The following is an 18990-nucleotide window of genomic DNA, read 5'->3' on the forward strand; positions in this document are numbered from 1 at the left end:
GTATTTTAACTGATTGACAAAATACGCTTTATCTTAACCTATCACCAATGGTTTAGAAGAACTGCTGGTCTATTGGTCAAAAGTTCTTGAATCATCTACGCCACAAACTGAACAATCAAAAGCCAACGACCAACCCATCGGTTACTACTCAAATCGTTCTCTTGATTGGCATAAAGCCACATTCTCTGAACTTCTAGACCGCATGGATGAAGTTGGCAAGGACAAAGCGATCGCTTCTTTCAGCACTCGCTATGACCAGGAAGACATAGGCGCAACGCTCAAATGGTTGGATTGGTTAAAACTTACGCATCCTCAAATGTATGTGTACTTACATCCGCAAGCTGCATGAGTTGAAGTCGGAAGTGGTAAGTCGGAAGTCGGAAGTATTTTATCCAAATTCGGCTTTCTTCCTGACTTCCCCTGCCCCTGTTTTTCACTCTTAACTTGCAACTTCCGACCTCCGACTTCCGAATTCCAACTTCTATTTGAGGAACTATGACACAAGACAAAACAAACTTCACATCGCAACAAGACCGCTTACCTCCACAAAGCATTGAGGCTGAAGAAGTAATACTAGGTGGCATCATGCTCGACCCAAGCGCCATGAGCCGAATCAGCGATCGTCTGAGTGCAGATGCTTTTTACATCAATGCCCACAAAGACATTTATCAAGCAGCCCTACGACTGTACAGCCAGGGATTACCAACGGATTTGCTTTGCATCACCAACTGGTTGTCTGATAATGGTTTATTGTTCCGTATCGGTGGACGCAATAAACTGGCCAGTCTGGTTGACCGCACTGTGTCAGCTGTGAACATCGATGTTTTAGCTGACTTGGTAATGGAAAAATACCAAAGGCGGCAGTTAATCCTTGCTGGCACTGAGATTGTTCAACTCGGCTATGCCACCGAAACTGATTTACCTGTAATTCTCGACGAAGCCGAACAAAAAGTCTACTGCATTAAGTCTGAGCATTCTGCCTCTGACTTGGTTCATATTTCTCATGCCCTAGCCGACACTTTTACCGAAATTGAAGCACGTCATACTGGTAAGGGATCACCAGCAGCAAGCAGTGGATTTTATGACCTGGACAGTATACTCGGCGGTGGTTTTCGCAAAGGACGGTTGTATGTACTGGCTGCTCGTCCTTCTGTTGGTAAATCCGCTTTGGCTGGTAATCTCGCTCTCAATGTTGCCAAAACTGGGAAGATGCCGATCTGCGTTTTCAGCTTGGAAATGTCTACTGATGAGTACGTACAGCGATTTTTAAGCAGTGAATCTGGCATTGAAAATAATTTTCTAGAAACTGGGAATGTCTCTGACAGCCAGTGGCAACCCTTGAGTGTGGCGATCGCACAGTTAAGCGAACAACAGATTTTCATCAATGACGAATCTTGCCCTTCTCTTAATGAAATCCGTAGCCAAGTCCGCCGAATTTCATCCCATTACGGTGGTGTTGGGCTTGTGATCATTGACTACTTACAACTTATGGCTCTTGATACTGATTCACGGGTGAACATGGCTCAACGAGTCGGTGAAATCAGCCGGGGATTAAAAAGATTAGCCAAAGATTTGGATGTGCCTGTACTGGCTTTGTCCCAACTCAACCGCGAAGTTGAACACCGTAACGATAAACGTCCTGTACTAAGTGATTTAAAAGACAGTGGTGCTGTTGAGCAAGACAGTGATGTTGTGATCATGCTTTACCGCGAAGAAATGTACAACCCCGATACCCCAGATCGTGGCATTGCTGAGTTAGTTGTTCGCAAGCAACGCAATGGCCCCACTGGTACAGTCAAGCTTTTGTTTGACCATCAGTTCACCAGATTCAAGAATTTATCTCGTGGTCGTAGTTTTTAAGGAGCAACTGGAGGATAAACATTGTCTTTTATGCGGGAACTGAGAATGATTAAAACTTACCAACAGCTTTTACAACAGTGGGCGGCTCTTGCCCCTGATGAATGCTCTACCACTGACAGGGATTACAGGTTTAAGGTAAAAATGCTGCCCCAAGTTGAAAAATGTTCTTTCGATAACCCCTGGCGTTCGGTTACTTCCAAAAACCTTACTTGGCGACTTCATGTAGCTGAAGATGTAATTCTCAGACAGTTGAATTTTGTTCTTCTAACAGTTTTACATCGCTGTTCTAACCGTCAGTCCAATATTCATTTCACTTTCATAGAGCTTGGAACTATTGCCACAATCTGCAACAGGCTGTGTTCACAGTCACATCCACATCCAGCGATCGCGGCATTAGACGCATACATTCAATTGCTGGAGTTTTAAAACAGATGAAAGCGCTATCCGTCCGTCAGCCTTGGGCATGGGCAATTATTTATGCTCTAAAGGATATTGAAAACCGTGGCTGGCCCATTCATTATCGCGGCGACATTCTGATTCACGCAGCAAAAACCTGTACCAAGAAAGAGTACCAGTCAGCGAGAGAATTTTGCCAAAGCATGGGTGTGTCTATCCCAGAGCTAATCTCTCTACGTCGCGGTCAAGTCATCGGTATTGTCACAATAGTGGATTGCAAGTTTTCACAAGTTGCGTCTGGCTGGGGAATGCCCATGCAATACCACTGGAAGCTGGAGAATCCGCGCGAGATTACACCAATTCCCTACATTGGGCGGTTGGGAATCTTTGAAGTGCCAGATGAACTGGTCAGGAGTGCGATCGCCTCATGAAATCAGTCCTTTCTCTTTTCTCCGGTATCGGCGGACTCTGCCACCACGGAATATCAGCCGCGGGTCTATCCCACAAATTCCGAGTCCAGCAATTTGTCGAAATCTCCCCTTATTCTCAATCAAAATTGCGCCATGAACAACCAGGAATTCCAATCCACGCAGATATTACCAACTACCACTGCCACCAAGGACAATTCGACATTTTGTGTGGGGGATTCCCCTGTAGCGGCACCAGTAACGCTGGAGATAAAAAAGGACTCAACGACCCCAGGTCAGGACTGTGGCGCGAAATGTTCCGTATTATCAACCAGTGTAGACCAGCAATCGCTCTCATCGAAAACCCAGCAGGGCTACTCGCTAGAGGAATGGCAACAGTCCTCGAAGACCTTTCCCAAATCCGGTACGTATGCGAATGGGAAACTATACCCGCGTACTGCCTCGGCTTGCCACATGAAAGAGAAAGAGTCTTTATCATTGCCTACGCCGATGGCTTATTCTACCGTCAACAGCCAACCTCCTGGGCAGACCAAATTGGAAATCAGATTACGCAAGTACGGCTCTCTCATGAAGACCGAAGCTTTAAACCCGGTATTCGTGAGGTGGCTTTTGGGATTCCCGTTGGAGTAGCCAAGGGAATCAAGGGCAATTATGATGCCCGTCGTGCTTATGGGTTGAGTTGCTCTCCCCGGCAAGCTGCGATCGCTTGGAAACGAATTGATTACTTGTGGCATCTATTGTCCAGTCAGGAGGCATAACCATGATTAACCTTGTTCAGAATCTAGAAACTTGTTGGTATCTTTCGCCACCTTGGGGTAAAGAGATTCCCCACTTAGAAGTTTCCCTGTTGGAGGAAGTCTACGTCACTACCACCAAATCTTTCGGTTAGAGCTTGTCATGTAACAACCTTGCCTCTTTTGAGCTAGAAATGCTTTTTCAGTAAGCTTTCTAGATAATAAATTGTAAAAGTTGTTTCTTGACAGGCTCTTACTGTTGCGGTGTAGAGTGGTCAGCTAAAGGCTGGAGTTATGAGATTGTCTCTGGCAACGATAATCTAACTGTTTTAGGACGTGAAATCATTGGTACAGGCAACTTACAATTAGTTACCAAAGAAAAACCTGTGTTCCGCCTGGGCGAATTAGTCGAGTTTCGGTTTCATGGCGATGGCCCACCAGCAAGGATTGTCCAGGGCATTCAACTGATTTGCGATTGCTGGTTCTACTGCATCGAATGGATGTCCCCAGGAATATCTGAAAACGATGACAAGGTTTTTACCTCTAGGGATTCCATCGCACGGGTGACTGACTAGGACTTGGAGCGGGTGCGATGACAATCTATACCTCATGTTACCATGCCAAAATCCTCTTCGTGGGCATTCATTACGCTTGGACAGTAGGTAGTTTACTTTTGTACAAAGCTATTACTGTAGAAACTGATAATTATGATAGTTCTGGTACTGAATCCTTACAACGAATCACTGATTATAATCAAGCCATCAAGATTAATCCTAACGATGCCCTAGCCTACAGCAGACGGAAACCTTGGGAAACAATAATATCCTCTACGCTTGTTGCGTCTATTTATATAGCTCAACTTATATAGCTCAACCCTTGATCTTCGAGAAAATATCACCAAATCGACAGAACCATCTGCTTTAGCTGGCAAGATATAATTGTAATGAAAATTAACATTGTTAAATATATCTTCAATTATGTTTCCTAACCTTGTGGAAGATACCAAAGAATACTGGTGCAAGTTAAATGAGTTAGAAGTTGCTTACCAAAAAGGTGAAGTCTCTATTGAAGAGGTAGATGCGAGGGTTAAATTGCTGATGACTGAATTAGGTAAAAGTCGCCAGGCAGCATTAAACTACATTTTGAATAGCTTTTACCATCTTTTGAATGAGCAAGGAGAAGCAATTGTTGGTATAGCAATTTTAGGAGTCATTAGCTACGCTTGGGTGGTTCTCAGCTAAGTAGGCGGCTAGAATAAAATGTAAGATAAAAGAGATTTGCTCTTTGTAGAGGGGCAATATTGCTAATGACTGCACCCATAAAGATAAATTGGCAATGTTCTAGAACGGTTGCTATGTCCTTAAACTAGTAAACCAAACTCATAGCGGTTGATGAATAAACCTATAACTATGCCGTACATCTCCTCTGTTTTAGAAAAGCAAATTGTCTTCTGAGCTAGCTGTTTGATTCTTGTTCTTAATCTCAAGTGCTTCTGTTCAATTCGTTAAATCTTCTGTTTAACTATCTCATGACGCTGTGCTGGTAAATGTCGTTCATAGGCTCTCCACCCATCTAATCAATTAGAAAGTTCGAGATATGAAATGCTCCCAAACTAGCGGACTGAATGGTGCTATCAAACTGCTATAACTTAATAAACCAAGCCCAATACAACCCCATCATTTGTATGCCTGTAAACCAATGGTTATTAAAACTTGGTTAAACATGAATGCACCATTACCCCAAGGTAGCGATCGCACGGCTATGGAAGGAAATTGTTAATCGCCATTGGTGACGGGCGATAAGCTTTCGCCTAAGCATAAAGGGGATCGCTTACTCCTGCTTTGGACACATAAACAACGCAGAGTTAAACTTACTTTCTAAGACAGTTGAGCAAGCGTAATGTAGCTGCTGCGGCATAATTACGCCGTGTCCCAAGATTAGGAGAAAAGGCACTTCCAGTTTCGTTGACAGGAGTTGCAACACCGCAGTATGCAGACATCTCTGTAATTGTTTTTTTCGCCCAATGATTAGATATGTCACTGAACGCTATTGGCTGCTGGTTATTGAGCATACCTGAAATTCCTCCACCCTCATCCGCATATTGAATGGCTTTACGCAATACCGCCATCAACTCAGCACGGGTTACTGTTTGGGTAGGACGAAAGGTACCATCAGAATAGCCTTGCATAATCCCGTTAAATTTTGCCCACTCAATCATTGCAGCACTCCAACGGGTTGCGTTTACATCCCGAAAAGGCTTGCTGGTGACTTTCAATAAGTTTCCTGCTGCTGGCGGTGGGTCATGTGGCACAGTCGCACTACTTACGGGTAGCTTACTGAGCATGTTTATTACCATCGATATCATTTGTTCCCGTGTTAGCTCTAACGTGGGACGAAAGGTATTATTAGAGGTGAAGCCTGCAATAAGCCCTTTCTGAACAGCCTCTTGAATCTCTTTGGCATAAACATCAGCGTTAACATCGGTAAAGCTTGGCACTTGGGCAACTACTGGTTTAGTCATGAAAGCGCATAACACTATAATCGCAGTAATACCTGCTCCCGTTTTGGCAGTTAGTGAACCCAAAAAATTATAAGTTGATTTGAACAAAGGTTTCATAATGAATTGAATGTAGCTTTAGTAAATTCTGCTCCCGACTCCACTGTTTCTCCACGCTTTACTGCTTTCTCAAGCAGTCCAGGAATCCAACGCTGCCAAATCTGCTGAATCTTTGCCATTCTTGCGTCGGCACAGGCAAGTTACAACCGAACACTAAAGAAAAACCTATGTTTCGACTAGGTGAGTTGGTCGAGTTTCGATTTTACGGTGATGGGCTATCGATTCGGATTGTCCAGGGCATTTTTAAGCTATGCAGGCAATAACTAAGGCTCTACTCCTTCATCAATCCAAGTATCAATTGCTGTTTTTACCTCTAATTCAGTCACAGCCGACCATTCTTTTTCGTTGATAGTTGTTTTAAATTCCGCTCTTTTACCGTGACCAACTTTTTCCATTGAGTGTCCGCGATACACATTTTTAGGCTTAATCATTTTTCTTTATCATCTTTATAGAATATTATAAACTGTTGCTCAATAAGTTACAAAAATCATTATCACTAATAACGAGTTATTATGGATTATTTTGATGATTCATATATTAAATACTATTTGTTCAAATATTTATTAATAAGTAAGGTTAATTTAGAAATGTTTGCAATATATATTGTTTGGATAAAACTGGTGTTTAGCTTCTCTTGCTATGTAATGCTAGGCTGGTTATTTGCTTGGACAGCAGTTTGGGATGAGGCTTTACAGCAGGGCAGTGCCTTTACTTTATCCAGAGTTACTTTAATATTTTTGACTTTAACATTGACTCGCACTTTTGCTTGGAAAATTTTTGGCGTTATCAGTTGGGCTAAAACTTTAGGTTGGTGTTACATATTAAGCCACGGTGTAACTGGAATTTTACTTTTAGCTTTTAGTGGAGGAATAACGTTATATGTAGTTTTATTGGTAGTACTAAGTATCGCTTGGGCTGGTGCTTTTAGTTCCGTCGCAGTTAAAAATCAATTACTTCCATTTTTTAGTCAGTTGCACACTGTGCTAATTTTGAGACTTACCTTAATCTTTGGTTTAGGTTTAGGGATGTTAGCCCGTCTGAGCAATCCCTAAAAATTATCTTTAACTTTCGGTTATACTACCCAATAGCCAAAGGAGATTTTGGGCAGTTTAGGAATGTCTCAAAAGATTAATTAGCAGACGTGATAAGTCTTAATTAACCTGGTAGATAGTGCTGTTGACTGCTATTAACTTGGCGATTAAGAGAGACAGAATCAGCCGCAGATATACCAGAGAAATATCCGTCTTTTGAACCACACGATGGTAACGCCATTTGTTTAACTTTCACATTATTTAGATATGCTTCTAACTCAGATTCTAGTTTTTCATAGAGCGCTTGCACGATAATGGCGGGTACTGCAACTGACTCAGTAGTTCCAGAAATCCCTTGATTTTTCTGTTGATCGCGATTCTCAAGAATCCTACTTACAAGTCTATTAGCAGCACCTAATTTAAAAGCATTTCTAAAAGCGCGATTGCCTTGAGCAAGTTTCGCCAGTCGTTCAATAGTTTGTTCAAGATACTCAAACTGAATCTGAGTAGAGACGATATTCACTTTTCGCCCTAAGATAATCATTTTAGACCCGCTATGGTAGTGTCTAGTGATCGCACAGCAGTAATTCCCCCAACAAACACCACTTAGTAAAATAAATTTCCATGATGTCATACGTTTGAACTGGCGAACCACTTCTTCTTCTACTGGTTGAGGTGTCCAATCATGGAGTGAGGCAATTGATAAATTGTGCCGGGTTAGCATTTCTTGGGCTTTAGCTGCGGCGGCGCTTGCCTCTGCTTCGTTGGGAGATTGGCTAAGTGCGAATAGTTTTCTAATTTTGTCAGCGATTTTTTCTAGTTCTAACACCTGTGTCTGCATTGGTATCACTCAAGCAAGTTTTGAAAGGAAATATCTTTTTTAATATACTTGTGTAAAATGAAAAATGTAGCTAATTTTTATTCATACATAGCAAGCTTTGTAGCAATTGTTCCTGCTAGAAACGGATATTCGTGATGAAGCCATGATTACTGAAAATGATGATTCAGTCGATGCAGTGAATGAACTAGTGAGAAAAATCTCTATTAAAGAAACCCAGCTAAAAATAGCCCAAGACTCGAATCTCATTCAGACTGCTGAAGCGTTAGAAAACCAACTATCCCAATTACAACAGGAATTGGGAGATAATTCAGACACACAATTGCAGTCATTGATGAGCTTGTGAAATCCTTACGACAGTAACTGAAATTCGCGGCATAACGGCTGCGGTCAGAGGTTGCTAAAAAGTCCAACTCAACACGAGTGGCTTTCTTAAATCCGCTGCACCGCAATTGTTAGACATCAGAAATGAACAAACTAACACTTTTACTATCATCAGATAGTTTAATCATTCGCTCAAAGCTTAGCCCTAGTTTTTTGAGCAGCTTTGCTGAACCATAATTGTCCGGTGTAGTGATAGCGACAATACGAGTTAAGCCGAAGGTTCTTCTCCCATACATCATAACAGCAAAAGCAGATTCATAGGCGTATCCTTTTCCCCGGAACTTAGGAAGAAAAGCAAACCCAACATCTACATCCTCCAAGGAATCTCTTTTTATCAAACCGCAAATTCCAATCGACACGCCTTTTTCCTTTAGCTCAACCAAATACAGCCCGAAGCCGAGACGCTCATACATAGCGACCGGATTCTTCAAAATATATTCACGAGCATCATCGAGGGTTCTCACACCTTTATCACCGATAAAACGCAACCACAAAGGGTCATTTAATATCTCAAGAATGAACTCGCTATCTTCAACTGTCAGCCGACGAAGAACTAAACGCTCTGTTTCAAGAACTTTCATAGTCGAACACCAAGTTATTGATGTCTAACTATTTATTATGCTGATTAAATTGCGCTGATTCTGTTCTGACCACTTTTTGCAAGCATCTTTAACGATTTCTATCTCTAAAAGCGATAAAAGCTCATCCCCTTGCCCAGAAGCTATAATTTTAGCCAGGCAATGAGTTATTCATCTCAATAGAATATATAAATTTATTCGACTGAACCCATTGAGATTCCTAAGAGCCAAAATATTCCTGAACCAGTTATCTAACTAATAATTTGGCATAACAGATACCGAAGAACCAAAATTATTAAACCTTAATGCTTCTAACAAATTTTCTAGCTTGCTTAAGGTTTCATTAAGTTATAGAGTTAAATATAGTACTTGAATGAAAGTCTATATCCAGAGTAGTTAGTCAATTTCACCTTTGTGTAAAGAGTAAATAAATATTAGATGCAATTGTATGAAGATAAGATTTACTAAATTCAATTGGCAATACTTGCTGATTATACGCTTCTTGCAAGGCTCACTCCAATTGCGCTTTGCTTAACAATATTTACAAAAGATACAAGCTCCCTTCAAATGTTCTAAAGTTCATATAAATGATTTATCAGTGAAGTTTTGGGCTACAAGTAAATACTCTGGAGAGGGATGTGCTAAAAATGGTTTTACGGCAAGTATGCTGTGGTTAACATCTATATATTTGTTAAGTATTGCACAAGGCATTTCAAGTCTAGATAATTCATTAAATTTGAGCAATAGAGCAAGTCATGAACAAAAAATGGGCTGCCAAACGAATCACAATAAATCTTGCATCAGTTGAAAGCGAAAAACTTGAACGATATTGTGCAAGTACAGGTAGACCTGCAACTGATGTGATTCGGGAGTTGATTCGCTCCCTGACAATAACCGAGTTGTCAGCGTCTGAACAGACTCCTACGCTAAAATATGATATTCCCATTCTGAAATAAGGGCAATTGAATAGCTTGTAACTGTTTGGCGTTATCAAGGTTAGACAAGGAAATACCCAGCAACCTAATACTGCGATTCTCCAGATCAATTGACTCAAACAGCGCTTTGGCTATCTCGAAAATCGTAGAGAGTTCACTGATGGGAGCAAGCATTGTTTTACTGCGGGTTAACTGCTGATAGTCAGAGAACTTGACTTTTAACGTTAATGTGCGTCCTCGTGTTTCGTGCTGCTCTAACCGTTGCTCAACAATTTGGGCAATCTGTTCGAGTTCTTGTAACATCTGACCGACATCGCTTAAGTCCTGTGCAAACGAGGTTTCTGCACCAATCGATTTGCGAACTCGATTTGCTTCAACTGGACGGTCATCTTCTGCTCTGGCAATCTTATAGTAATACTGACCTGCTTTACCAAAGTGGTGTGTTAGCTCAGTCAGCGATCGCTCCTTTAAGTCTGCGCCAGTATGAATGCCGAGCGAGTGCATTTTCGCTGCCGTAACCTCTCCAATGCCGTGGAACTTCTCAATCGGCAGCTGTTCTACGAAGGCGATCGCATCCTCCGGTAAAATCACCGTTAGTCCATTGGGCTTATTCTGCCCTGATGCCATTTTTGCAAGAAACTTGTTAATTGACACACCTGCGGTTGCTGTCAATTGGGTTTCTTGGAAGATCGCAGTTTTGATGTGTCTTGCGATCGTAGAAGCGTAGGGGATGTTTTGCCTATTCTCAGTAACATCAAGGTATGCCTCATCTAGCGCAACTCCTTCCACTAAATCACTGTAGCGTTTGAATATGGCGTGGATTGCAGTAGAAATCTCTCGGTAAACGTCGAATCTTGGTCTGACAAATATCAGTCCGGGGCATTTTGCAATTGCTGTTACTGACGGCATCGCGGAATAAATCCCAAACTTACGAGCTTCATAACTGGCTGCTGCAACCACGCCTCGCTGATTTGGGCTGCCACCGACTACTAACGGTTTACCTCGGTAACTAGGGTTGTCCCTCTGTTCCACCGATGCGTAGAAGGCATCCATGTCTACGTGAACTATTTTTCTCACTTGCAAGCAGAGTGAAGCATTAGAAAGTTAGGCTAACCGGTGCTTAGTAAAATACTATATTACCAGTTTTATAGTACATTAGCACTACTTGTTCCCAATACCATATCTGCATTACTTTCCACCTGGCTATGTGACCAGTCGCTATAGTAACGAGCTATAGCATTCGTCATTATAACTCATCTCGGAGCCAACTCAACCCAGTTGTCAACGCCGCCGCAGCCGTGTAATAAATCTTTTGTTCTCCAAATATGCCACCCGTGCGGCTGATGATACGGAATTCCCAACAGTGAGCAGGTGTGTAAAAAACTATCAGGGTGCTGCCTTTAATACAGATAACTTCATTAACCTTGATCTGGGACATTGACTGGTGTAAGGATGCGGCATTTGCAATTGTCTTCGATTTTGCAATTAAATGACACAAATCTCTGATATCTCTAATCTAAGGTTGAATTAGAGGCTGTTAGGATTGCTGAGTATTACATTCAGCTATCCCTCTCTGAAGAAACACTTTGCATAAGGCTTATGTATCTAAAAGAAAATGCGACATTTATTCGGCTGTCAAACCTGGCTTCTGTTGGAGAGTAAATGCCAGTAGATAGCGTGCTATATGTTCATTACCAACAAATACAAATAACTTTTGCTTGAATGCTAATTGCTCGTCCTAATTTCATCTCAATTTCATATCTGTGTGAAAAACTATTAAGTTAAGTGGTTAAGTTGGCTTCGTGAACAAATTCCAAGAGTGAAACCGCTTGCTTGCCAAAAGCGGTTCTCGAAATCCCGCTTAAAAAGTCAACCAACGTCTAAAAACAAATCCAGACCATAGTAACTCAAGGACACAAAAGCGATGGGAATCTCTAACAGTCTCCAACCACCTACAGTAATTCGTTATGTTTCCGGCACACTCCTGAGCCTTTTATTACTGACAACCCCCACAGCTGTGTTTGCTGGTGCTGGACACGACCATAGCGGTGCAAGTTCATTTCAGGGTGGTGGAAGCGAAGCAAGTGGTTCTGTCGAAGTTGATGCCGAAACCGCCCAGAGGCTGGGAATTAAAGTCGAGCCAGTGAAACGGCAACGGTTGGCTTTGGGTATTAAAAGCACTGGACAGATTGAAACCTTACCTAGCCAAAAAGTAGAAGTGAATACCCCAATTACAGGGGCAAAAGTGGTTGAATTGTTGGTGGAACCCGGCGCTGTAGTCAAAAAGGGTCAACCCCTTGCCGTTGTCACTAGTCCTGACTTGATAGAGTTACGGGTTAGTTCCGAAGAAAAACGAGCGGAAGCTATAGCTTCTTTGCAGCAAGCGCAAGCCGATTCCAAATTAGCTCAACAAAATTATCAAAGGTATTTACAAATATCTAACGCCGACATTGCCCAAGCACAAAGCCAAGTAGCATTTGCTGAAGAAAAATATAATAAGGATTTACAATTAGCTAATGAAGGCGCTTTACCACGTCGCAACGCGCTCGAATCTCAAACACAATTAGCGGAAGCAAAAGCCAAACTCACCTCAGCCAACAGCAGACGAGATATCATTGAAAGCGAAGCCCAAATGAAACGCGCTGAGTCTGCTGTTCAAGTAGCACAAGAGCGTTTACGTCTTAGTGATTCTGCTTATAATACTAGACTGCAACAAATAGGGAACCGTCCTAACGCCAAGGGATTGGTAACAGTGACTGCTCCCATCTCCGGTAAAGTTGCCGATCGCCAAGTTACCCTTGGTCAAACTTTTAATGATGCAGGTGGCACACTCATGACTATTGTCAATGATAGTCGGGTTTTTGCCACAGCCAATATTTATGAAAAAGATTTAGACAAAGTAAAAGTAGGTCAAAGAGTAAGTCTAAAAGTTGCTAGCTTACCAGACCGTACCTTTTCTGGAAAGATTACACAGATTGGTGCGGTAGTACAAGGGGAAACACGGGTTGTCTCAGTACAAGCTGAAGTAAATAACCCAGGCGGACAACTCAAACCTGGAATGTTCGCCGAATTAGAGGTACTAACAAACCAATCATCCGCACCTATTTTGGCGGTTCCTAGCTCGGCTGTAGTCGATGCGAATGGGAAAAAAATGGTCTACGTCCAAAATGGGAATGCTTTCCAATCTGCGGAAGTGACCTTGGGTCAAACCTCTGGGGACATGGTTGAGGTGAAGACGGGTTTGTTTGAGGGAGATGCGATCGTCACCCAACGTGCACCCCAACTTTACGCTCAATCATTGCGGGGTGATAGTAAACCAGAAGAAGAACACAACGAAGAAAGTGGTTCTCATGCAGAAGAAACTGAAGTTAAAACTAACAGTTTCCCACTACCTTTGTGGTTAACAGCAGGTGGAGGAGTAGCACTTGTAGTAGCTGCTTTCATGGGAGGTGCTTTCTGGTCTAATCGTCGTACCCGTTTAGTACCAGCAGGTAATTTAGAGTACGACGGGTTCAATTATGAAACAGAGGTTTATCTCGATAACCACAAGCAAACAACCCTGTCTACTTCTGATAAAAATGTTGAGGAGCGCGATCGCCCTCGAAATTCTGATGGTATTTAAAAATTAGTGAAGTTGCAGATAATACCTGAAGTTGGGTTCTGTTAGATTTTCTAACATCAAACCAACCTACAGCAAGACTATTTGGATGGTGAACAGAACAGTTTATAAACTCATGCTCCAAGTGCAGAGACTATAAAAATGTAGTTTGTTCATATCCTATTTAAGAATAGTTCGCTTTGGGCTGATTTGGGGCTTGATGTTAGCAACAGCCACACCTATATATTTAAATTTACTTACCCGTTTATCAGAAATAAACAAACTCTTCGCCATTTCTTAACCAAAAACCAAATGATTAGTACAGTTGCTAGATGGGTAATTTCTCGACGCTGGCTCGTAGTAATTGCTGCGCTCATTTCCACATTAGTCATCATCTTTAATACCATCCCCAAAATGCCGCTGGATGTTTTTCCAGCCTTTGCACCTCCCCAAGTCGAAATTGAGACAGCAGCCCCTGGACTAGCACCAGAAGAAATCGAATCTTTAGTGACATTACCAATTGAAAGTGCCATTAATGGAACTCCAGGCTTAACTACCGTTCGTTCCTCTTCTTCAGCCGGACTTTCTGTAGTCAGAGTTGTTTTTGGCTGGGGAACAGATATCTTTCAAGCCCGCCAGTTGATACAAGAACGACTGCAACAAGCCGTAAGCAAGCTACCAGAAGGAGTCGAAACCCCACGAATTGCTCCCACTAGCTCTCCCATCGGTACTGTATTAAAGTACGCCTTGACTGTGGAAGGCTACGGCAATAATCAATCTGCCACTAAAATCGACCTCATGGAAGTCCGCAGAATTGTTGATTGGCAAGTGACGAATCGCCTTTTAGCAGTTCCCGGTGTCAGTCAAGTACTTGTGTATGGCGGTGATGTGCGTCAGTATCAAGTGTTAGTAGACCTCAACAAACTACAAGCTTTTAATGTATCTTTACAACAGGTAAGTGAAGCTGTACAGGCGGCAAATGTCAATGCTCCTGGTGGCTTTTTAACTACTCCTGATAAACAAACTTTAATTCGGGGAATTGGGCGGATTGAATCCCTTGATGATCTTCAACAATCCGTCATTGTCGCCCGTCAAGGAACGCCCGTCCGCCTGGGAGATGTCGCCCAAGTGCAAATTGGTGGTGCTGTGAAAATCGGCGATGGTAGTTTAAATGGGAAAGATGCTGTTGTGGTGATGGTGAATAAACAACCCCTAGCTGATACTCCCACCGTCACCCGCGCTATTGAAGCCGCAATATCTGAGCTAAAAGCAGGTTTACCGAAAGAAATTAAAGTAAATCAAACCTTCCGCCAAGCAGATTATATCGATACTTCGGTGGAAAATGTCAGGTCAGCCTTGGTGGAAGGTAGTATCATTGCAGCAGTTATCCTCATCCCTTTTTTAATGAATTGGCGGACTCTTGGAGTTGTGCTGTTGAATTTTGCCCTAACCTTTATATTTTCATTGCAAGTATTATCTTTTTTGGGCTTAGGGCTGAATACAATGACTTTGGGAGGATTAGCGATCGCCATTGGTACAGCGATCGATGATGCCATTGTCTATGCAGAAAATGTTTTTCGTTTATTACGACAAAATAAATACTCTCCCAACCCTAGTCCAGTACTGGAAATTGTTTTTGAAGGAGTACAGGAAGTCCAGGAATCTCTGATTGGGGCAACTTTAATTACTATTGTCGTCTTTTCTCCAATATTTGCCCTTGCTGGTGTGGAAGGTCGGATTTTTGGCCCGATGGGTCTTAGTTATCTGGTGGTAGTTGTAGTTTCTAGCTTAGAAGCGCTGCTTGTAAGTCCGGCTTTATGTGCAATTTTATTACCTCACAATAAAATGTCAGTCAGGGAACCCTTTGTACCAAGAGTTTGCAAAAGGATTTATTACCTTTTTCTCGATTTTGCTATCAGAAATTCGGTAATTGTTATTACTGTGGCTGCGGCGGGAATGATAGCAGCAATTATAATTTTCCCAACTTTAGGACGAGCATTTTTACCTGAATTCCAAGAAACAACTTTGGTAAATACTTTAGCACTTTACCCAGGTACATCTTTAGAAGCTACCAATAGTGCTGCTTTTGCTTTGGAAGATAAACTCAAAGACGACCCTAGATTAAAGTATATTCAATTACGCGCCGGACGCGCCCCCAATGATCCGGATGCTGCACCTGTGAATTTGGCTCACCTTGATATTGGGTTGAGTGACAAAGGAATGAAAAATCGCGGAGCTACCGTAGAATGGTTGCGGGAAGAGTTTAACAAAATACCAGGGGCTGCATCCAATATTGGTGGATTTATTGCTCACCGTATTGATGAAATTTTGTCTGGGGTCAGGAGTCAAATCGCGGTCAAAATTTTTGGTTCCGACTTGGAAGAACTTCGCAAGCTTGGAAAGCAAGTTGAAGACGCAATAAAATCTATTCCGGGAATTGTAGATTTACAACTCGAACCACAAATTCCTATTGAACAAATTCAAATTAAGTTTGACCGTGTTGCTGCATCTCGCTACGGTTTAACTATTGGACAATTATCTAATATTATTGAAACTGCGCTCAATGGAAGAGTAGTCTCTCAAGTTTTAGAGAAGCAACAAAGCTTTGATTTGGTTGTGTGGTTGCAACCACAGTATCGCAAAAATCTACAAACAATTGAGAATTTGTTAGTTGATACCCCTGATGGTAATAAAATTCCCTTAGCTAAAGTTGCTACGGTTGCCTATGGCACTGGGCCTAATACTATCAATCGGGAAAATGTTTCGCGTTTAATTGTGGTGTCTGCTAATGCTAAAGGTAGAGATTTGCGCTCTGTAGTGACAGATATTCAAAATAAAGTTAAGGCACAAGTTCAACTTCCTTCAGGTTATTTTATCCAATATGGAGGTCAATTTGAAGCAGAAGAACGAGCTTCACAAAATATTCTGGTTTTCGGTGCTATTTCCTTTGTTGTGATTACAGTACTAATGTATCTTTCTGTGAAATCAATCGCTTCAACAGCAATGATTATGATTAACTTGCCCATTGCATTAGTGGGTGGAGTAATTGCGGTAGCTTTTACAGGTGGAGTTGTTTCTGTAGCCTCATTGGTGGGGTTTGTAACTTTGTTTGGTGTGGCTACTCGAAACGGATTATTATTAGTAGATAATTACACGACAAAAGTTGCGTTAGGGATGTCTTTAAAAGAAGTATTAATTGCTGGGTCAATGGAACGACTCAACGCTATTTTGATGACATCTTTAACTTCAGCTTTGGGTTTAGTTCCGTTGATAATTTCAGTGGGGCCAGGGAAGGAAATTTTGCAACCTCTTTCGATTGTGGTGTTGGGTGGGTTGTTTACTTCTACGGCGTTAACTTTGTTGGTTTTACCTGCTTTGTACTCGAAGTTTGGTAGGTTTTTGTTACCTAAGCGAAGTGCGACTGTTGTGGAAAATGGGAAGGTCGCGGAATCTGTGTTGGAAAATTGATTTTGGGGATAGGGATGAAATGCGAATTTTACAGCTTTCATCTCCTGAAACAATAAACTGCCAAAAATATTCACCCTTCCTTTGATTTGTGAAAATTAAAAATATTAAAAGCTTTGATAACTATGTCTCTTGTTTAATGAGTAACTTTACACTTTTTTTAAATTTTATTCAGGAGGCATAAGGCAGGAGGAACCCACCTTTAAAAAAGTGAGATTGCAATAAGGACGTTTTATACTTTGCTGCAAGCAGTCTCAGTATAATTATCGTTTTTTACTGGGCTTTAGATCAGAAGTAAAGTTTTAATTGATACTCATGACTATCCTGCCTCCTGCCTCATAACTCCTGCCTTTTAGTAAACTCTGGAAAATGCCACAATAATTACTTTAGATAGAGCTAGCGAGGAAGTTTACAATCTTTTCATCCTTTCGATTAATTTATATTTATGATTTTTTAACATTTGTTTATTCAAGATTTATTTAATGGAGGCTAACCTATTCATGCCTAACTCAGCATCCCAATTAACTAAAGTTAAGAGTAAGAATAACGAATTTTCATCTACAGCAGATACAGTGCGTATCTATCTTCGTCAAATTGGACGTGTACCTCTGTTAACCCATGAGCAAGAAATTTTTTTTGCTAAACAAGTTCAGCAAATGATGGCAATTATTACTGCGAAGGAAGAACTATCTGAAAAATTACAGCGTGAACCCACTCTGCAAGAATGGGCTGACAAGATGCAGTTGAAAGAAGATGTGCTGCTGCAACAACTAAGTCAAGGACAAATTGCCAAGCAGAAGATGATTCAGGCTAATCTGCGGCTGGTAGTGTCTATTGCTAAAAAATACCAAAAACGCAATGTTGAGTTTCTAGACTTAATTCAAGAAGGTACATTGGGGCTAGAACGAGGGGTAGAGAAATTTGATCCAACTCTTGGATACAAGTTTTCTACTTATGCTTACTGGTGGATTCGTCAGGAAATTACACGAGCGATTGCACAACAATCCCGCACCATTCGTTTACCCATTCACATGGCTGATAAGCTGAACAAAATTAAGCGTGTTCAACGAGAGTTATCTCAAAAGCTTGGTTACACTGCCGACGTGACTGAAATCGCCCAAGCACTCAATCTGGAACCCAGTCAGATTCGAGAATGTTTGCAGTTTGCTCGTCAACCTGTTTCCTTAGATATGCGAATTGGGCCTGAGCAGGATACTCAATTGCAAGATATGCTGGAGGATGATGGAATATCTCCCGAACGCTACGCGGAGCGGGAATTACTCTATCAAGACATTCACAACCTATTAGCAAAGCTGACTCCCCAGCAAAAGGAAGTATTAATCTTGCGCTTTGGTTTAGCAGGTGAACACGAACTTACTCTGGTACAGATTAGTCAACGTATGGGCATTTGTCGGGAACGAGTGCGACAAGTGCAACAACAAGCTCTCACACTTCTACGAAGATATGGGGTTAACTCACACAGCTATCTGGCTGATGCTCCTTAATTTTGAACGCTTGTAGCAGTTATTTGACTTTCACCCTTTGCTTCATCCACCAAAAGGTTCCCAAACCTGCAATAATGACACTGATCGCCATAGCTCCAGTAAACCATTGATTCCCAGACTTGGCTGACTGAGTTGATGGTAATTCTTGCTCAGTTTTTTGAGAACTTGTAACTGGTGCTGGTGTCGATGCTGCTACACCACTAGCTACTATTACCTCATACTGCATCTGGAAGGGTTTAAAATTACTTTCGACTTTGGGAGTGCAAGCTAACTCTAACTGATAAGCTCCTGTTTTAGGAAAAACAACATCTGCACCAGGAATACCCTGATATTTCTCAACTGAAATCGCTTGCACCGTAGGCTGTAGTACAGGCGAATCTTTCTGTTTACGAGGTTGAGAGTAGACAACCATTTGGCAATTCGCCTCCGACACTGGCAAGATTTTCCCTCCCTTGCGGGTAAGTGCAACCCAAACTCTCGCTGTTTCTCCTGCTTTGGGACTGTGATTTGGTTCAACGTGCCAAGTACCAGCCACATCCCCCGATAGTTTGATGTTATGTGCTAACACGGGAGCAACGCGATTTTGTGAGGTTGGGTGAAAAAGGTGCGATCGCTAACAAC

23 protein-coding genes and 1 pseudogene are annotated in these 18990 nt (G+C 41.9%); 15 read left to right on the forward strand and 9 right to left on the reverse strand.

All coding sequences use genetic code 11. From position 1 onward, the window contains the following. The first annotated feature begins 202 nt into the window (after positions 1-202). From ACM0OY_RS34700 to ACM0OY_RS34735, 8 genes and pseudogenes are all read left to right on the forward strand, one after another. Entirely contained in the window at positions 203-349 is a 147-nt protein-coding gene (locus ACM0OY_RS34700; protein WP_414573304.1) for a hypothetical protein, read from the forward strand. Between the two features lie 146 nt (positions 350-495). Then, positions 496-1860, forward strand: coding sequence for a replicative DNA helicase (gene dnaB, locus ACM0OY_RS34705; protein ID WP_414573305.1), 1365 nt, complete (start codon positions 496-498; stop codon positions 1858-1860). Positions 1861-1905: 45 nt separating this feature from the next. Further along, complete coding sequence (locus ACM0OY_RS34710; protein ID WP_414573306.1) at positions 1906-2286, forward strand: hypothetical protein; 381 nt, start codon at positions 1906-1908, stop codon at positions 2284-2286. A gap of 5 nt (positions 2287-2291) precedes the next feature. Continuing rightward, complete coding sequence (locus tag ACM0OY_RS34715; protein ID WP_414573307.1) at positions 2292-2687, forward strand: ASCH domain-containing protein; 396 nt, start codon at positions 2292-2294, stop codon at positions 2685-2687. Next, positions 2684-3442 carry a DNA cytosine methyltransferase gene (locus tag ACM0OY_RS34720; RefSeq protein ID WP_414573308.1) on the forward strand — a complete coding sequence of 253 codons (759 nt, stop codon included), beginning with the start codon at positions 2684-2686 and terminating at the stop codon, positions 3440-3442. The genes ACM0OY_RS34715 and ACM0OY_RS34720 overlap by 4 nt, the downstream gene beginning before the upstream one ends. A 2-nt stretch (positions 3443-3444) precedes the next feature. Next, positions 3445-3993: pseudogene (locus tag ACM0OY_RS34725) on the forward strand (DUF1392 family protein). A gap of 17 nt (positions 3994-4010) precedes the next feature. After that, positions 4011-4286 carry a hypothetical protein gene (locus ACM0OY_RS34730; protein WP_414573309.1) on the forward strand — a complete coding sequence of 92 codons (276 nt, stop codon included), beginning with the start codon at positions 4011-4013 and terminating at the stop codon, positions 4284-4286. Between the two features lie 109 nt (positions 4287-4395). Further along, complete coding sequence (locus ACM0OY_RS34735) at positions 4396-4659, forward strand: hypothetical protein (protein WP_414573310.1); 264 nt, start codon at positions 4396-4398, stop codon at positions 4657-4659. A gap of 119 nt (positions 4660-4778) precedes the next feature. Here ACM0OY_RS34735 and ACM0OY_RS34740 read toward each other — a convergent pair whose 3' ends face one another. The 3 genes from ACM0OY_RS34740 to ACM0OY_RS34750 all read right to left on the reverse strand — a co-directional run bounded on the left by ACM0OY_RS34740 (position 4779) and on the right by ACM0OY_RS34750 (position 6154). Beyond that, positions 4779-4919 carry an IS1 family transposase gene (locus tag ACM0OY_RS34740; protein ID WP_414573320.1) on the reverse strand — a complete coding sequence of 47 codons (141 nt, stop codon included), beginning with the start codon at positions 4917-4919 and terminating at the stop codon, positions 4779-4781. Between the two features lie 369 nt (positions 4920-5288). Then, positions 5289-6035 carry an S-layer homology domain-containing protein gene (locus ACM0OY_RS34745; RefSeq protein ID WP_414573311.1) on the reverse strand — a complete coding sequence of 249 codons (747 nt, stop codon included), beginning with the start codon at positions 6033-6035 and terminating at the stop codon, positions 5289-5291. Continuing rightward, the gene (locus ACM0OY_RS34750) at positions 6032-6154 is read right to left on the reverse strand and encodes a hypothetical protein (protein ID WP_414573312.1); all 123 of its coding nucleotides are present in this window, start codon (positions 6152-6154) and stop codon (positions 6032-6034) included. Before ACM0OY_RS34750 ends, ACM0OY_RS34745 begins: the two co-directional genes overlap by 4 nt. Before the next feature lie 48 nt (positions 6155-6202). Between ACM0OY_RS34750 and ACM0OY_RS34755 the strand changes: the two genes are divergently transcribed. Beyond that, on the forward strand, positions 6203-6298 hold the full coding sequence (locus tag ACM0OY_RS34755) for a hypothetical protein (RefSeq protein ID WP_242060857.1): 96 nt from the start codon (positions 6203-6205) through the stop codon (positions 6296-6298). On the opposite strand, the gene ACM0OY_RS34760 is transcribed toward ACM0OY_RS34755, so the two are convergent. Further along, positions 6299-6466 carry a hypothetical protein gene (locus ACM0OY_RS34760; protein WP_190971617.1) on the reverse strand — a complete coding sequence of 56 codons (168 nt, stop codon included), beginning with the start codon at positions 6464-6466 and terminating at the stop codon, positions 6299-6301. 156 nt (positions 6467-6622) lie between these two features. Here ACM0OY_RS34760 and ACM0OY_RS34765 point away from each other — a divergent pair, with 156 nt between their 5' ends. Further along, on the forward strand, positions 6623-7087 hold the full coding sequence (locus ACM0OY_RS34765; RefSeq protein ID WP_335041435.1) for a hypothetical protein: 465 nt from the start codon (positions 6623-6625) through the stop codon (positions 7085-7087). Between the two features lie 103 nt (positions 7088-7190). Here the strand turns inward: ACM0OY_RS34765 and ACM0OY_RS34770 are convergent, their stop codons facing one another. Beyond that, a complete protein-coding gene (locus ACM0OY_RS34770; protein ID WP_392476441.1) occupies positions 7191-7907 on the reverse strand; it encodes a DUF2786 domain-containing protein in 717 nt (238 codons plus the stop codon). A gap of 106 nt (positions 7908-8013) precedes the next feature. On the opposite strand from ACM0OY_RS34770, the gene ACM0OY_RS34775 reads away from it, so the two are divergent. Continuing rightward, the gene (locus ACM0OY_RS34775) at positions 8014-8250 is read left to right on the forward strand and encodes a hypothetical protein (protein WP_414573313.1); all 237 of its coding nucleotides are present in this window, start codon (positions 8014-8016) and stop codon (positions 8248-8250) included. A gap of 109 nt (positions 8251-8359) precedes the next feature. Here ACM0OY_RS34775 and ACM0OY_RS34780 read toward each other — a convergent pair whose 3' ends face one another. Then, positions 8360-8869, reverse strand: a complete 510-nt coding sequence (locus ACM0OY_RS34780) for a GNAT family N-acetyltransferase (protein ID WP_414573314.1) — start codon at positions 8867-8869, stop codon at positions 8360-8362. A 752-nt stretch (positions 8870-9621) separates the two neighbouring features. Between ACM0OY_RS34780 and ACM0OY_RS34785 the strand changes: the two genes are divergently transcribed. Then, positions 9622-9822, forward strand: a complete 201-nt coding sequence (locus ACM0OY_RS34785; protein ID WP_414573315.1) for a CopG family transcriptional regulator — start codon at positions 9622-9624, stop codon at positions 9820-9822. On the opposite strand, the gene dinB is transcribed toward ACM0OY_RS34785, so the two are convergent. Both dinB and ACM0OY_RS34795 read right to left on the reverse strand, forming a co-directional pair. Continuing rightward, on the reverse strand, positions 9793-10878 hold the full coding sequence (gene dinB / locus ACM0OY_RS34790; protein ID WP_414573316.1) for a DNA polymerase IV: 1086 nt from the start codon (positions 10876-10878) through the stop codon (positions 9793-9795). The genes ACM0OY_RS34785 and dinB overlap by 30 nt on opposite strands. Positions 10879-11047: 169 nt before the next feature. Then, positions 11048-11239 carry a hypothetical protein gene (locus ACM0OY_RS34795; RefSeq protein ID WP_414573317.1) on the reverse strand — a complete coding sequence of 64 codons (192 nt, stop codon included), beginning with the start codon at positions 11237-11239 and terminating at the stop codon, positions 11048-11050. Between the two features lie 486 nt (positions 11240-11725). Between ACM0OY_RS34795 and ACM0OY_RS34800 the strand changes: the two genes are divergently transcribed. From ACM0OY_RS34800 to sigB, 3 genes are all read left to right on the forward strand, one after another. Continuing rightward, entirely contained in the window at positions 11726-13423 is a 1698-nt protein-coding gene (locus ACM0OY_RS34800) for an efflux RND transporter periplasmic adaptor subunit (RefSeq protein WP_414573318.1), read from the forward strand. Positions 13424-13711: 288 nt separating this feature from the next. Then, on the forward strand, positions 13712-16867 hold the full coding sequence (locus ACM0OY_RS34805) for an efflux RND transporter permease subunit (protein ID WP_414567983.1): 3156 nt from the start codon (positions 13712-13714) through the stop codon (positions 16865-16867). Between the two features lie 497 nt (positions 16868-17364). After that, positions 17365-18369 carry a sigma-70 family RNA polymerase sigma factor SigB gene (gene sigB / locus ACM0OY_RS34810; RefSeq protein ID WP_069068044.1) on the forward strand — a complete coding sequence of 335 codons (1005 nt, stop codon included), beginning with the start codon at positions 17365-17367 and terminating at the stop codon, positions 18367-18369. Between the two features lie 19 nt (positions 18370-18388). Here sigB and ACM0OY_RS34815 read toward each other — a convergent pair whose 3' ends face one another. Then, positions 18389-18937 carry a hypothetical protein gene (locus ACM0OY_RS34815; RefSeq protein ID WP_414573319.1) on the reverse strand — a complete coding sequence of 183 codons (549 nt, stop codon included), beginning with the start codon at positions 18935-18937 and terminating at the stop codon, positions 18389-18391. Positions 18938-18990: the final 53 nt, after the last annotated feature.

The organism is Nostoc sp. CCY 9925, from assembly GCF_963920935.1.
Classification (GTDB): Bacteria; Cyanobacteriota; Cyanobacteriia; order Cyanobacteriales; family Nostocaceae; genus Nostoc.